The following is a 14,514-nucleotide window of genomic DNA, read 5'->3' as shown; positions in this document are numbered from 1 at the left end:
GCACCCTCAGCCCCCGCGGTTCCGCGGGCTTCGTGTGCGTACCGCCCGCGGTGGCGCGGGCGAATGCCGCGTAGCCGCCGACCAGGGGCAGGGTCGCGGAGGTGCGGCGCAGGTCCACCTTGACGTGCGGGGTGGTGGAGGCGGGCTCGATGAGGCCGGCGTCGGTGCCGGCGACGATCAGGGCCAGGCGGTGGCCGGCCGGGACGACGTGGTCGGCGGCGGCGAGGTCGAGGGTGATGGTGTACGGCTTGCCGGGGGTCAGGGGGCCGCCCTTGCCGGAGCCGTCCCAGTGGCCGAGGTCGGCCCAGCCGCGGCTGAAGACGGTGTGGCCGACCTTTGCCTTCGTGGCCTCGGTGCGTTTGTAGCAGGCGCTGTCGGCGGCGTTGCCGCTGCCCCAGCACGTGCGGTCGTCGAGGGTGCGGATGCCTTCGCCGCGGGCGGCGTAGTCGCGGATCTCGGCGGGGCCGAGGTCGACGAGGACGGCGGACAGGTGGGCGGAGGCCGTGGACGGGGTGACCGTCAGGCGCACGGCCGAGGAGCCGGCGAGGCGCAGGTCGCGGCTGAGGGGCGGGGTGACGAAGCCGGCCTTGCCTGGGGTGGAGCGGTCGATGCTCGCGGACCAGTCGCTCTCGTTGAGCTCGGGGTCGTCGGTGAACTCGGCGGTGGCGCCCTGGGGCGCGGGCTTCAGGCCGAGCGTGCCGACGCCCGCGACGGGGCCGGCGGCGGGGCGCAGGGTGGTGGTGCGGGTGTCGCGCGGCGGCCAGACGCGGTCGGTGGACCACTGGTCGGGGGCGCGCTCGACGTCGGCCATGGGCTCGCGCTCGACGCCGTTGTCGTAGCCGAGTAGGTAGTGGTCGAACCAGCGGTGCAAGGTGGGCACCCACGCCTCGCGGCGGAAGTCGAAGGGGTCGACGTGGCCGGCCCGGGAGAGCCAGACCTTGCGCTCGACGCCGTTCTCCGCGAGGGCGTCCCACCACTGGCCGAAGTGCTTGGTTCGTACATTGAGGTCCTGCAGGCCGTGGACGGCGAAGACGCTGGCGCGCACGTTCCCGGCGTCCTTGACGTAGTCGCGGGCTTCCCACAGGGCCGTCCAGTCGCCGTTGCGCGGGGCGCCCTCGACGAGCTCGCGCTGTACGGCCTGGCAGCGGCCGCGGGCCTCGGGGCTCTCGATGCCGTTGGAGAGGCCGTCGGGGCCGCCGTCGTAGAGGGCCGCGCCCTGGGCGAAGTAGTAGTCGTACCAGGAGCTGATGGCGCCGATGGGGACGATGGTCTTCAGGCCTTCGACACCGGTCGCGGCAACGGCGTTGGCGACGGTCCCGTCGTAGCTCTTGCCGATCATGCCGACGGCCCCGGTGGTCCAGCCGGCTGTGGCAGGCTCGCTCCCCGCGCGGGTGGCGTAGCCGCGGGCCCGGCCGTTCAGCCAGTCGACGACGGCCTTGGCCGACTGCACGTCGGACCGGCCGCCGATGTCGACGCACCCGTCGGAGCGGTTGGTCCCGGCGAGGTCGACGAGCACGACGGCGTAGCCGCGCGGTACGAAGTAGTTGTCGTAGTACAGCGGGAACCCGGCCGGCTTCCCCTGCGCGTCGTAGGTCTTCTTCTGGCTCTCGTTGCCGCGGCCGCAGCACGAGTAGTACGGGCTCGCGTCCATGATGACGGGCACCCGCCTGCCCTGTTCGGCGGCCTCCCGGGGCCGGATGACGTCGACGGCCACCCGGTCGGACCTGCCGTCCCCGTCGGCGTCCACCCGGGTGTCGACCCAGACGGATTCGCGTATGGCGCGGTCGTACGAATAGACCGGTGTGCTCTCCTTGCCGCGCGGAGGGGCGGCCTGCGCGGCGCCGGGCGGCGACACGAGCACCGCCACGAGGGCGGCAACTGCCGCCAGTACGAGTGAGGTCCAGGGTGTGCGGGCGTCCCGCGGGCGTCTGATCACGGGCGGACGGTAACGCCGACGGGGCCCGGAACAGAAGGGGTTACGGCAGCTTCAGGAGTTGACGGCCGCCCCGCCGCATGACGCGCGCATGTCGATCACATGTCGGAAGGCCCCATGGACATGGCCCCCTCCCCGGTGAGTACATAGGCTTCCGAGTGATCGTTCTCCTCTACGAGTTGGAGTGCCTCGTGCGTCGTCACAGACTCATCGTTCCGAGCACGGCCGCTGCCGCCTTCCTGCTGCTCGCGGTCCCGGCGTCGGCGGCGGACGCCACACCCGGCGCCCCGGGCGCCGGAGACTCGTACTACCCGGAAGACGGCAACGGCGGGTACGACGTCTCGCACTACGACCTGCGGCTGAAGTACCAGCCGAAGACGGACCGGCTGGAGGGCACGGCGACCCTGCTCGCCACCCCCACCCAGGCCCTGTCCCGCTTCAACCTCGACTTCACCCTCGACGTGAGCGAGGTTCTGGTGGGCGGCAGGAAGGCCGCGTACAGGCAGTCGGGCGCCCACGAGCTGGAGGTCACCCCGGCCGGCCCGCTGGAGCAGGGCAAGCCCGTCAGCGTGGTCGTGCGCTACAGCGGCACCCCCTCCACCGTGAAGATCGACGGCTACACGGCCTGGAAGCGCACCCCGGACGGCGCGGTCGTGGCCCAGGAGCCGCAGGCGGCGGCCTGGTGGTTCCCGAGCAACGACCACCCCACCGACAAGGCCACCTACGACGTGTCGGTCTCCGTACCGGACGACGTCCAGGCCATCAGCAACGGCGTGCTCGCCTCCCAGTCCTCCAAGCTCGGCTGGACGCGCTACAACTGGCGCTCCACCAAGCCCCAGGCGAGCTACCTGGCGACCCTGGCCGTCGGCAAGTTCGACATCACCACCGGCACGACGGAGAGCGGCCTGCCGGTCGTCAACGCCTACAGCAAGGACCTGGGCGAGAACCTCCCCTCGGCCAAGGCCAGCATCGAGCGCACCGCCGAGATCACCGACTGGGCGAGCACGGTCTTCGGCCCGTACCCCTTCAACGCCGTCGGCGGGTACGTGCCGAACGTCAAGTCGTCCTACGCGCTGGAGACCCAGACCCGGCCGTTCTACAGCCCGGCGTCCTTCACGAGCGGCGCCAACCAGCAGATCGTCGTGCACGAGCTCGCGCACCAGTGGTTCGGTGACAGCGTCTCCGTCAAGGACTGGCGCGACATCTGGGTGAACGAGGGCTTCGCCACCTACGCCCAGTGGCTGTGGTCGGAGAAGGAGGGCGAGGGCACCGCCCAGGAGCTCGCCGAGTACGTCTACAACGGCATCCCGGCCGACAACGACTTCTGGAAGGTCAAGCCGGGCGACCCGGGCGCGAACCGGCAGTTCGACCGCGCCGTCTACAATCGCGGCGCCGTCGCCCTGCAGGCGCTGCGCAACACCGTCGGCGACAAGACGTTCTTCGCCATCCTGAAGCAGTGGACGACGGAGAACCGCTACGGCAACGCCTCCGTGCAGGACTTCGTGAAGTTCGCCGAGAAGGCCTCGGGCAAGAAGCTCGCGCCGCTCTTCGACACCTGGCTGTTCCAGCCGTCGAAGCCGAGCACGCTGCCCGCTCCGGCCGGCACCGCCCCCGCCAAGGCGACGAAGTCGCTCAAGGCCGGCGTCACCGCGCCCAAGTCCTGGAAGAAGATCCAGGACGCGGAGCGCGCCCACCGGCACTGACCGGTCTTGACGGATCCTGCTGGGCCTTGACCGGCCCTGACGGATCCTGACCGGCCCCGCACGCAGGCCCGCCGTACCGCCGCCGCACTACGCGCGCATGCGGTACGGCGGGCCGCCGCCGGTTTCACAGCGCCGGTGGCACAGCAATACTGTTCGACACCGACAGGTGCGGAACAGAGAGCGAGGTGCCGCCCATGGCCGCGGAGACGGAGACCGGGGAAGCGACCCTGACGGTGGACGAGTTGGCCGCCCGGGCCGGGGTGACCGTCCGCACCGTGCGCTTCTACAGCACCCGGGGGCTGCTGCCTCCGCCCGAGATCGGCCCGCGCCGGGTCGGGCGCTACGGGCCCGGCCACCTCTCCCGGCTCGCCCTGATCGAAGAACTGCAGCACCAGGGGCTCACGCTCGCCGCCATCGAGCGCTACCTGAACCGGCTCCCCGAAGGCCTCAGCCCCCAGGACCTGGCCATCCACCGCGCCCTCGTGGCCTCCTGGACGCCCGACGGGGCCGAGGAGACCACCCGGGAGGAGCTGGAGAGGCGAGCGGGCCGCGCCCTCACCGAGGAGGACCTCGACCGGCTGGCCGCGCTGAACGCCCTGCAGCGGGGCGAGGCCGACGGCTCCTACCTCGTCGACCCGGCCCTGCTCCACCTGGGCGTCCGGCTGCTGGACGTGCCGGTCTCGCCGGAGGCGATCCTGGCCGCCCGCACGGTGCTCGTGGAACACGCCCGCGCCACCGCGCGGGAGCTTTCACGGCTCTTCCGCGACGAGGTGGAGGCGCAGCCGCCGGACATCGCGGCGATGAAGTCGCTGTCCGCCCACATGCAGCCGCTCGTCGTCCAGGCGCTGGTAACGGCGTTCCAGCGTTCGCTGAACGATGAGCTGCGCGCAGCGTACGAGGACGCTGCGCGCGGCGCCTGAACGACGCCGTGCGACCTGTCGCCGCTAGAAGCGGCCCCCCGTCTCCGCCTTCTCCACCAGCAGGGCCGACGGCTCGAACCGGTCGCCGTACGTCGCCGCGAGCTCCCGGGCGCGGTTCACGAAGCCCGGCAGACCGCCCTCGTAGCCGTTGATGTACTGCACCGCGCCGCCCGTCCAGCCGGGGAAGCCGATGCCGAGGATCGAGCCGATGTTGGCGTCCGCGACGGAGGTCAGGACGCCCTCCTCCAGGCAGCGGACGGTGTCCAGCGCCTCGGAGAACAGCATGCGCTCCTTCATGTCCTCGAAGGGGATCTCCACGTCCTTCTTCGTGAAGTGCTCGCGCAGCCCCGGCCACAGCCCGGCGCGCTTGCCGTCCGCGTACTCGTAGAAACCGGCGCCGCCGCTGCGCCCCGGGCGTCCGAACTCCTCGACCATGCGGTCGATGACCGCGTCCGCCGGGTGGGGCGTCCAGGTCTCGCCGGCCGCCTCGGCCGCCCGCCGGGTCTCCTCGCGGATCTTCCGGGGCAGGGTGAGGGTCAGCTCGTCCATCAGGGAGAGCACCTTGGCGGGATAGCCGGCCTGCGCGGCGGCCTGCTCGACCGAGGCCGGGTCGGCGCCCTCGCCGATCATCGCCACGCCCTCGTTGATGAAGCGGCCGATGACGCGCGAGGTGAAGAAGCCGCGCGAGTCGTTGACCACGATGGGCGTCTTGCGGATCTGCCGGACCAGGTCGAAGGCGCGGGCCAGCGCCTCGTCGCCGGTGCGCTCCCCCTTGATGATCTCCACGAGCGGCATCTTGTCGACCGGCGAGAAGAAGTGCAGGCCGACGAAGTCCACCGGCCGCTCCACGCCCTCGGCGAGGAGGGTGATGGGCAGGGTGGAGGTGTTGGAGCACAGCAGGGCGTCGGGCGCGACGACGTGCTGGATCTCCTGGAAGACCTTGTGCTTGAGGGCCGGGTCCTCGAAGACCGCCTCGATGACCGCGTCGCAGCCCGCCAGGTCGGCCACGTCGGCGGTCGGGGTGATCCGGACCAGCAGTTCGTCCCGCTTGGCCTCGGTGGTGCGGCCCCGGGCGAGGGCCTTGGCCAGCAGGCCCTCGGAGTAGGCCTTGCCCTTGCGGGCCGCCTCGTCGGAGACGTCCTTCAGGACGACCTCGATGCCGGCCTTGGCGCAGGCGTAGGCGATGCCCGCGCCCATCATGCCGGCGCCGAGGACGGCGACCTTGCTCACCTGGCGGGGGGACACGTCACGCGGGCGGCTGACGCCGGAGTTGACGGCCTGGAGGTCGAAGAAGAACGCCTGGATCATGTTCTTCGCGGTCTGGCCGGTGACCAGCTCGGTGAAGTAGCGGGCCTCGATGAGCTGCGCGGTCTCGAAGTCCACCTGGGAGCCCTCGACGGCGGCCGCCAGGATGTTGCGCGGGGCCGGGTAGGGGGCGCCGCCGAGCTGCTTCCTGAGGTTGGCGGGGAAGGCCGGGAGGTTCGCGGCGAAGCGCGGGCTGGCCGGGGTGCCGCCGGGGATCTTGTAGCCCTTGACGTCCCAGGGCTGCTGCGACCCGGGGTGCGCGTCGATGAACGCGCGCGCCTTGGCCAGGAGCTCGTCGCGGTCGGCCGCCAGCTCGTGGACGAGCCCGGCCTCCAGGGCGCGGCGCGGATCGTACTGCGTACCCTGCAGCAGCACCTTCAGCAGGGCGTCGGTGATGCCGAGGAGCCGTACGGTGCGGGTGACGCCGCCGCCCCCGGGCAGCAGGCCGAGGGTGACCTCGGGGAGGCCGATCTTCGAGCCGGGCACATCGAGGGCGATGCGGTGGTGGCAGGCGAGCGCGATCTCGTAGCCGCCGCCGAGGGCCGCGCCGTTGACGGCGGCGACGACGGGCACGCCGAGGGTCTCGATCCGGCGCAGGTCGCGCTTGATCGTCATGCTCCCCTCGAGGACGCTCCCGGCGTCGGCCGGGGTCGCGGCGATCAGCTCGCGCAGGTCGCCGCCGGCGAAGAAGGTCTTCTTCGCGGAGGTGAAGACGACGCCCCGCACCGACTCCTTCTCGGCTTCCAGCCGGTCGGCGACCGCCGTGAGGGACGCCTTGAAGGCGTTGTTCATGGTGTTGGCGGACTGGTCGGGGTCGTCCAGGACGAGGGTGACGACGCCGTCGTCGCTCCGCTCCCAGCGGATGGTGTTGCGCTCGCTCATGTCGGTGCTCTCCATGGGGGATTGTCCTCAATCGCCGGACAGAAGGAAGGGGGCCGGCCCGGGGCCCGCCGGAGGCTAGACGCGCTCGACGACGGTGGCGATGCCCATGCCGCCGCCCACGCAGAGGGTGACCAGGCCGTACTGCTTGTCCTGGCGTTCGAGTTCGTCGATGACGGTGCCCAGCAGCATGGCGCCGGTCGCGCCGAGCGGGTGGCCGAGGGCGATGGCGCCGCCATTGACGTTGATCTTGTCGAGGCCGATGCCCATCTCACGGGCGAAGTGCAGGACCACGGCCGAGAAGGCCTCGTTGACCTCGATCAGGTCGATGTCGCCGATGGTCAGGCCGGCCTTGGCGAGCGCCTTGCGGGAGGCGGGGGCGGGGCCGGTGAGCATGATGGTGGGGTCGGAGCCCGAGACGGCGGCGGAGACGATGCGGGCCCGCGGCGTCAGCCCGTGGCGCTCGCCGGTCTCGCGGTTGCCGATGGCGACGAGGGAGGCGCCGTCGACGATGCCGGAGGAGTTGCCGGCGTGGTGGACGTGGTCGATCTTCTCGACCCAGTGGTACTGCTGCAGGGCCACGGCGTCGAAGCCGCCGGCCTCGCCGATCGTGGCGAAGGAGGGCTTGAGCCCGGCCAGGGTCTCGGCGGTGGTGCCGGGGCGGGGGTGCTCGTCCCGGTCGAGGACGACGAGGCCGTTGCGGTCGCGCACGGGGACCACGGAGCGCTCGAAGCGGCCGTCCTTCCACGCGGCGGCGGCGTTCTCCTGCGATCGGGCGGCGAAGGCGTCCACGTCCCGCCGGGTGAAGCCGCCGAGGGTCGCGATCAGGTCGGCGCCGATGCCCTGGGGCACGAAGTTGACGTCGAGGCTGGTCATGGGGTCGTTGAACCAGGCGCCGCCGTCGGAGCCCATCGGCACCCGCGACATCGACTCCACGCCACCCGCGAGGACGAGGTCCTCCCAGCCGGAGCGGACCTTGGCCGCGGCGAGGTTGACGGCCTCCAGGCCCGAGGCACAGAAGCGGTTCTCCTGCACGCCGGCGACGGTGTCGGGCAGGCCGGCGGCGATCGCCGCGATCCGGGCGATGTCGGAGCCCTGGTCGCCCAGGGGGCTCACGACGCCGAGCACGATGTCGTCGATCGCGGCCGGGTCCAGGCCGGGCAGGCGGCGGCGCAGCTCGTGGATGAGGCCGACGACGAGGTCGACGGGCTTGGTGCCGTGCAGGGCGCCATTGGCCTTGCCGCGGCCGCGCGGGGTGCGGATCGCCTCGTATACGTACGCTTCGGTGCTGCTCAAGGTCGTGGGCCTTTCGGGGCGGGGGACGCTGGTCGGGGGTGGGTCAGGAGAGCAGGGAACGGCCGATGATCTCCTTCATGATCTCGGTGGTGCCGCCGTAGATCGTCTGGATGCGGCCGTCGGTGAACGCCTTGGCGACCCGGTACTCCGTCATGTATCCGTACCCGCCGTGCAGTTGCAGGCAGCGGTCGGCGACGCGCTTCTGCAGCTCGGTCGCCCACCACTTGGCCATGGAGGCGTGCACGGCGTCGAGCGTGCCCGCGGTGTGCTCGGCGATGCAGCGGTCCAGGAAGGTGCGGGTGACGGCGCACTCGGTGGCCATCTCGGCGATCTCGAAGCGGATGTGCTGCAGCTTGGCGAGCGGACGACCGAAGGCCTCGCGCTCCTTGACGTAGCCGGTGGTGAGCTCCAGCAGGTGCTCGGCGGCGGCGATCCCGGCGACGGCGATGTTCATCCGCTCCTGGGCGAGGTTGGTCATCAGGTGGACGAAGCCGCCGTTGAGCTCGCCCAGCAGGTTCTCCTTGGGCACGCGCACGTCGTGGAAGAACAGCTCGGCCGTGTCCTGCGCCTTCTGCCCGATCTTGTCGAGGTTGCGGCCGCGCTCGAAGCCGGCCATGCCGCGCTCGACGACGAGCAGGCTCAGGCCCTTGGCCCCGCCCTCGGGCGTCGTGCGCGCCACGACGACCACGAGGTCGGCGAGGATGCCGTTGGAGATGAAGGTCTTGGAGCCGTTGAGCAGCCAGTGGTCGCCGCGGTCCTCGGCGGCGGTGCGGATGCCCTGCAGGTCGGAGCCGGCGCCCGGCTCCGTCATCGCGACGGCGGTGATGATCTCGCCCGTGCAGAAGCCGGGCAGCCAGCGCCGCTTCTGCTCGTCGGTGGCGAGGCCCGTCAGATACGGCCCGACGATGTCGTTGTGCAGCCCGATCGCGAGGCCGGCCGCTCCCGCACGGGTGAACTCCTCGGTGAGCACGGCGCTGTAGCGGAAGTCGCCGGTGCCCCCGCCGCCGTACTCCTCGGGCACGGCGAGGCCGAGCAGGCCCTGTCGCCCGGCCGCCCGCCAGGCCTCGCGCGAGACGATGCCGTCGCGCTCCCACTGCTCGTAGTGCGGAGCGACCTCCTTGGTGAGGAAGGTCCGTACGGTCTCGCGGAAGGCTTCGTGCTCGGCGGTGAAGATCTGGCGCTTCATGACTGCGGGCCCTTCTGGAGCGACTCTAGGCTGGGGACGTCCCAGTCCCGCGCCACCTCGGCGGTGTCCGCGCCGGGCCGCGCCGGCGGGCGGCGGACGGAGCCGGGGGTGGCGGAGAAGCGCGGGGCGGGGGCGGGCTGGGTGAGGCCGGCGTGCTCGACGAAGGTGCCGCGGGCGGCGAGGTGCGGGTGGCCGGGGGCCTCGCGCAGGGAGAGCACGGGGGCGACGCAGGCGTCCGAGCCGTCGAAGACGGCCGTCCACTCGGCACGGGTGCGCGTGCGGAAGCGGGCGGCGACGGCGGCGCGCAGCTCGTCCCAGCGGGAGGGGTCGTCGCGGGCGGGCGCGAGCTCGGCGAGGCCGAGGAGGTCCATGAACTCCGCGTAGAAGCGCTGTTCGAGGGCGCCGACCGCCATGTGACCGCCGTCGGCCGCCTCGTACGTGCCGTAGAAGGGCGATCCGCCGTCGAAGAAGTTGGCCTCGCGCCGGTCCTGCCAGGCGCCGGCGGCCAGCATGCCGTGCAGGAGCGCGGTGAGGTGGGCGGTGCCGTCGACGATGGCCGCGTCGACGACCTGGCCGGTGCCGCCGGCGCGGGCGTGGTGGAGGGCGGCGAGGACGCCGACGACCAGGTAGAGCGCGCCGCCGCCGAAGTCGCCGAGGAGGTTGGCGGGGAAGGCGGGCGGCCCGTCGGCCGGACCGGACAGGCCCAGGGCGCCGGTGACGGCGATGTACGCGATGTCGTGGCCGGCGGTGTCGGCGAGGGGGCCTTGCTGGCCCCAGCCGGTCATCCGCCCGTAGACGAGGCGGGGGTTGCGGGCGAGGCAGGCGCCGGGGCCGACGCCGAGCCGCTCGGCGACGCCGGGCCGGTAGCCCTCGATCAGCACGTCGGCCCGGGCGGCGAGGTCGAGGACCGCGCGGCGGCCTTCGGAGGTCTTGAGGTCGGCCGTCACCGAGCGCTTGTTGCGGTTGGTGACGTCGCGGGACGGGGCGATGTGCAGGCCCGGGCCGCCGGGCCGGTCGACGCGGACGACGTCGGCCCCGAGGTCGGCCAGGAGCATGGCGGCGAACGGGCCGGGCCCGATTCCCGCGAGCTCGACGACGCGCACGCCGTCGAGCGGACCGCCGGCTGTGCCGGTCATCCGGACCCCCTGTGGCTTTGTGTGACCCGACTTCGGTGAGACGGCCTCGGATAGACGGCCCGGGCGGGAAGACGTCTGTGACACAACTGCTGTCACACTCGCGATGCTAAGAACAGGTTCCAGTTTTCACAAGACCTAGGCTTCCGGCCGCGGCGTCACATCGCACCCCCTGCAGTGCACTTCGGGCCCGCTCAGCCCGCGTCGAGCTCGGCGACCAGGCGCTTGGGGGCGATGGTCCGGTAGCTCTCCTCCACCCAGTCGCACAGCACCTCCGCCGGGGCGCTCTCCCCGGTGAGCGGGATCGACACCCAGCCGTGTCTGCCGAGGCCGTAGGCCGTGGGCGCCGCGCCGGGGACGGCCATGGCGTGTCCGTGCACCTCCTCGTCCTTGAGCTTGACCGAGATGCCCGGCGACTCGGTGTTCCCCTCGGAGCCGAGGAAGACGAAGATCTTCTTGTTGACCTTGACCACGGCGTCCTCCTCCCAGGGGAACTCCTCGACGGCGCCGGGCAGTGAGAGTGCGAATTCCCGCACGTTCGCGCGGGCCTTGAGAGGGGCGGACAAGGTCATGGGTGTGCCTCCGGGTGTGCGCATGCGCCTCTGCCTCTTGCCCGTACACGCTAGCCCGCGGGTCTGACATCACCGGGGATCTCCGGCGCCGGGGATCACAGCAGCCCGGCCTCCGCCAGGTGGCGCCGCACGGCGTCCACGGCCGCGCCGGGCAGGGGGCGCTGCGGGGCGGCCGTCGCCGGGCAGTCGATGACCCCCAGGAGGTGCAGGGCCGCCTTGAAGCCGCCGAGCGCGGACGCGCTCGCGCTCATGCCGGCGAGGTCCCCCGTCCCGGCGAGCGCGAACAGGGCCGCGAGCCGGTCCTGTTCGGCGGCCGCCTCGACCCAGCGGCCCGCACGGGCGTGCTCGTACAGCCGTACGTACCCGGCCGGGTCCACATTGCCCAGCCCGGGAACGACGCCGTGCGCACCCGCCAGCAGGGCCCCGTCGACCGCCAGTTCGGACCCCGTCAGCACGGCGAACGAGTCGTCCAGGCCACGCCGCCGCAGCGCGACGAGGAGCCGGCGCAGCCCGCCGAGGTCACCGCTGCTGTCCTTGAGTCCGGCCAGCGTCCCGTCCTCGGCGAGGGGCAGGAGGATCCCGGCGTCCAGCCTGGTGGGGACGGACGAGGGGATGTCGTACGCGACGAGCGGCAGCCCGGCGCCGGCCCGGATGCGGCGGAAGTGGTCACGGACCTCCACCGGGTGGGTGGTGGTGTAGAAGGGCGCGGTGGCGACGAGCGCGTCCGCGCCGAGCGCGGCGGCGGCCCGGGCGTGGTCCAGGACGCGCGCGGTGGCCATGTCGACCACCCCGGCGAGCACCGGCACCCGCCCGGCGACGGCCTCGACGGCGGCCCGCAGCGCCGTGCGGCGCCGGGCGTCGTCCAGGCAGGCCGTCTCCCCGCTGGACCCGAGCACGAAGACGGCGTGGGCACCGGCGGCTAGCACGTGCTCCACGAGCGAGCCGAGCGAGCGGGTGTCGACCTCGCCGGACGGGGTCAGCGGCGTGCAGAGCGGCGGAACAACCCCGGACAGGGGAACGGGCAGACCCACGGCGACCGCCTTTCCGGCGCGGTACGGGCCGCGCCGAGCTTCGGGAGGGGCGGGGCCAGTATGTCGCCGTCGGGGCGGATGAAGAGGCGGTCGCCGGCCGGCAGCCGGCCTCGGTGCGAAGACCTCAGCCCGCCAGTGACGCCCGGATGCGGTCCAGCCCCCGCAGCACCTCGTCACGGTTCTTCGCCTGCTTGATCCATGCCGGGAGGCGGCCGATGACCCCCATCTTGCGCCAGGGCTCGTACCAGGGGTCGTGCTCGCGCAGTGTCGCCTGAACGTACTGCCGCAGCAGGCTGAGGTGCTCGGGGTTGTACGCCCACAGGAGGCCGTGCCGCGTCCGTGTCTGGAGCCACAGCCGCGCCTGGAAGTAGGGGTCGTTCATTTCGGGGTCGCCGTACCAGCGGAAGACGACCGGCTGCCCAGCCTCCCGCATCCGGGACAGCCCGCAGTGGCGGCATACGAGTCGCCGCTCCGTGGACCACGCGGGCGTCGCGTTGCCGGCGTCGCGGGGCTCCGGAACGACCTGCGCTTGCCGCTCGCATTTCGGGCAGCGGACGAGCAGCGTGCCGGTGCAGGCGAAGTGGTACTTGTCGTGTCCGGCATCCCGGAAGCGGAGGGGCGGGGCGGCGGGTGCGGGCATCGCCCCAGTATGCGCGGTACGTCCTTGCGGATGATCAGCGGCCCGGGGTGGGAAGGCAGGCGGCCGGGGCCGCCCGCGAAATCCGGTACGCCCCCCTCCTCCGTTCCGGTTAAAGTCGACCCGTTATGAGTGCCACTCTCGTCGCCAAAAGTCTTGCCGCCGGACACGGCGACCGCACCCTCTTCTCCGGGCTCGACCTCGTCGTCGCGCCCGGGGACGTCATCGGTCTGGTCGGTGCCAACGGGGCCGGCAAATCCACCTTGCTGCGGCTGCTCGCCGGGCTGGACGTGCCGGAGGAGGGCGGGCTCTCGCTCAGTCCGCCGACGGCCACCGTGGGGCACCTGCCGCAGGAGCCCGAGCGGCGGCCGGGGGAGACCGTGCGGGAGTTCCTCGCCCGCCGGACCGGGGTGGCCCGGGCCCAGGCCGAGCTGGACGCCGCCACGCAGGCGCTCGTCGACGGCGCGCCGGGCGCCGACGACGCCTACGCCACGGGCCTCGACCGCTGGCTCGGCCTCGGCGGTGCCGACCTGGACGAGCGCGCCGAGGAGGTCGCCGCGTCGCTGGGGCTGTCCGTCGGGCTCGACCGGCCCATGACCAGCCTCTCCGGCGGCCAGGCCGCCCGCGCCGGGCTCGCCTCCCTGCTGCTGAGCCGCTACGACGTCTTCCTGCTGGACGAGCCCACCAACGACCTCGACCTCGACGGGCTCGCCCGCCTGGAGTCCTTCGTCACGGGGCTGCGCGCCGGCACGGTCGTGGTCAGCCACGACCGGGAGTTCCTGACCCGCACGGTGACCAAGGTCCTCGAGCTCGACCTCGCCCAGCAGCAGATCCGCCTCTACGGCGGCGGCTACGCGGCCTATCTGGAGGAGCGCGAGACCGCCCGCCGGCACGCCCGCGAGGCCTACGAGGAGTACGCCGACACGCGCGCCGGCCTGGAGGACCGCGCCCGCACCCAGCGGAACTGGATGGAGAAGGGCGTCAAGAACGCCCGCCGCAAGGCCAGCGACAACGACAAGATCGGCCGCAAGTTCCGCACCGAGTCCACCGAGAAGCAGGCCGCCAAGGCCCGGCAGACCGAGCGCCTCATCGAGCGGCTGGAGGTCGTCGAGGAGCCCCGCAAGGAGTGGGAGCTGCGCATGGAGATCGCGGCGGCGCCGCGATCCGGCGCGGTCGTGGCCACGCTGCGCGGCGCCGAGGTGCGCCGGGGGTCCTTCTCCTTCGGCCCCGCCGACCTGCAGATCGACTGGGCCGACCGGATCGCGGTGACCGGCGCCAACGGCTCCGGCAAGTCCACGCTCCTCGCGGCCCTGCTCGGCCGGCTGCCGCTGGACGCGGGGCACGCGGCGCTGGGCCCGGGCGTCGTCGTGGGCGAGGTGGACCAGGCGCGGGCCCTGTTCTTCGGTACGGAGACGCTGCTGGACGCCTTCGGAGCGGCCGTCCCCGACCTCGCGCCCGCCGACGTCCGGACGCTGCTCGCCAAGTTCGGCCTGAAGGCCGAGCACGTGCTGCGCCCGGCGGTGACCCTCTCGCCGGGCGAGCGGACCCGCTCGGCGCTGGCCCTGCTGCAGGCGCGCGGGGTCAACCTGCTGGTCCTGGACGAGCCGACCAACCACCTCGACCTGCCGGCGATCGAGCAGCTGGAGTCCGCGCTGGACTCGTACACGGGCACGCTGCTGCTGGTCACGCACGACCGCCGGATGCTGGACGCGGTCCGTACGACCCGCCGCATCGAGGTCTCGGAGGGCCGCCTCACGGAGCGCTGACGGACGCCTTCCCGTGCGGGAAGGCACCTCCCCTGCGAGCTGACGGGCGCCCTCCCATGCGCGAGGGCGCCCTCCCCGTAGGAGAGGGCGCCCGGACCGCGGCCGTCCTAGCGCAGGCCCGCCCTGCGCAGCGCCTCCGCCATCGCGTCGTTC

Annotated in this window: 11 protein-coding genes; 3 read left to right on the top strand and 8 right to left on the bottom strand. The window is 72.7% G+C overall.

Going from position 1 to position 14,514, the window contains the following annotated elements:
• The coding region (locus V7793_RS20975; RefSeq protein ID WP_336008754.1) for a Xaa-Pro dipeptidyl-peptidase at positions 1-1,936 on the bottom strand (1,936 nt) is incomplete at its 3' end.
• A 188-nt stretch (positions 1,937-2,124) separates the two neighbouring features.
• On the opposite strand from V7793_RS20975, the gene V7793_RS20970 reads away from it, so the two are divergent.
• The gene (locus V7793_RS20970) at positions 2,125-3,636 is read left to right on the top strand and encodes a M1 family metallopeptidase (RefSeq protein WP_336008753.1); all 1,512 of its coding nucleotides are present in this window, start codon (positions 2,125-2,127) and stop codon (positions 3,634-3,636) included.
• 194 nt (positions 3,637-3,830) lie between these two features.
• Positions 3,831-4,556 (top strand): MerR family transcriptional regulator, encoded by a 726-nt coding sequence (locus tag V7793_RS20965; protein WP_336008752.1) that lies wholly within the window; start codon positions 3,831-3,833, stop codon positions 4,554-4,556.
• Positions 4,557-4,580: 24 nt separating this feature from the next.
• On the opposite strand, the gene V7793_RS20960 is transcribed toward V7793_RS20965, so the two are convergent.
• The 7 genes from V7793_RS20960 to V7793_RS20930 form a co-directional block, all read right to left on the bottom strand.
• On the bottom strand, positions 4,581-6,743 hold the full coding sequence (locus V7793_RS20960; RefSeq protein ID WP_336008755.1) for a 3-hydroxyacyl-CoA dehydrogenase NAD-binding domain-containing protein: 2,163 nt from the start codon (positions 6,741-6,743) through the stop codon (positions 4,581-4,583).
• 75 nt (positions 6,744-6,818) lie between these two features.
• Complete coding sequence (locus V7793_RS20955; protein ID WP_336008751.1) at positions 6,819-8,036, bottom strand: acetyl-CoA C-acetyltransferase; 1,218 nt, start codon at positions 8,034-8,036, stop codon at positions 6,819-6,821.
• 43 nt (positions 8,037-8,079) lie between these two features.
• Positions 8,080-9,222 carry an acyl-CoA dehydrogenase family protein gene (locus V7793_RS20950; protein WP_336008750.1) on the bottom strand — a complete coding sequence of 381 codons (1,143 nt, stop codon included), beginning with the start codon at positions 9,220-9,222 and terminating at the stop codon, positions 8,080-8,082.
• Positions 9,219-10,358, bottom strand: a complete 1,140-nt coding sequence (locus tag V7793_RS20945) for a CaiB/BaiF CoA transferase family protein (RefSeq protein WP_336008749.1) — start codon at positions 10,356-10,358, stop codon at positions 9,219-9,221. Before V7793_RS20945 ends, V7793_RS20950 begins: the two co-directional genes overlap by 4 nt.
• A 191-nt stretch (positions 10,359-10,549) precedes the next feature.
• A complete protein-coding gene (locus V7793_RS20940) occupies positions 10,550-10,927 on the bottom strand; it encodes an MmcQ/YjbR family DNA-binding protein (RefSeq protein ID WP_336008748.1) in 378 nt (125 codons plus the stop codon).
• A gap of 95 nt (positions 10,928-11,022) precedes the next feature.
• On the bottom strand, positions 11,023-11,958 hold the full coding sequence (locus tag V7793_RS20935) for a dihydrodipicolinate synthase family protein (RefSeq protein WP_336008747.1): 936 nt from the start codon (positions 11,956-11,958) through the stop codon (positions 11,023-11,025).
• 124 nt (positions 11,959-12,082) lie between these two features.
• Positions 12,083-12,598 (bottom strand): hypothetical protein, encoded by a 516-nt coding sequence (locus V7793_RS20930; protein WP_336008746.1) that lies wholly within the window; start codon positions 12,596-12,598, stop codon positions 12,083-12,085.
• 125 nt (positions 12,599-12,723) lie between these two features.
• Here V7793_RS20930 and V7793_RS20925 point away from each other — a divergent pair, with 125 nt between their 5' ends.
• A complete protein-coding gene (locus V7793_RS20925; RefSeq protein ID WP_336008745.1) occupies positions 12,724-14,361 on the top strand; it encodes an ABC-F family ATP-binding cassette domain-containing protein in 1,638 nt (545 codons plus the stop codon).
• Positions 14,362-14,514: the final 153 nt, after the last annotated feature.

It is taken from the genome of Streptomyces sp. KLMMK (assembly GCF_036961605.1).
GTDB classification, from domain to species: domain Bacteria; phylum Actinomycetota; class Actinomycetes; order Streptomycetales; family Streptomycetaceae; genus Streptomyces; species Streptomyces telluris.
The sequence above is the reverse complement of the archived record's forward strand: the minus strand, read 5'-3'. Positions and strand labels throughout refer to the sequence as shown.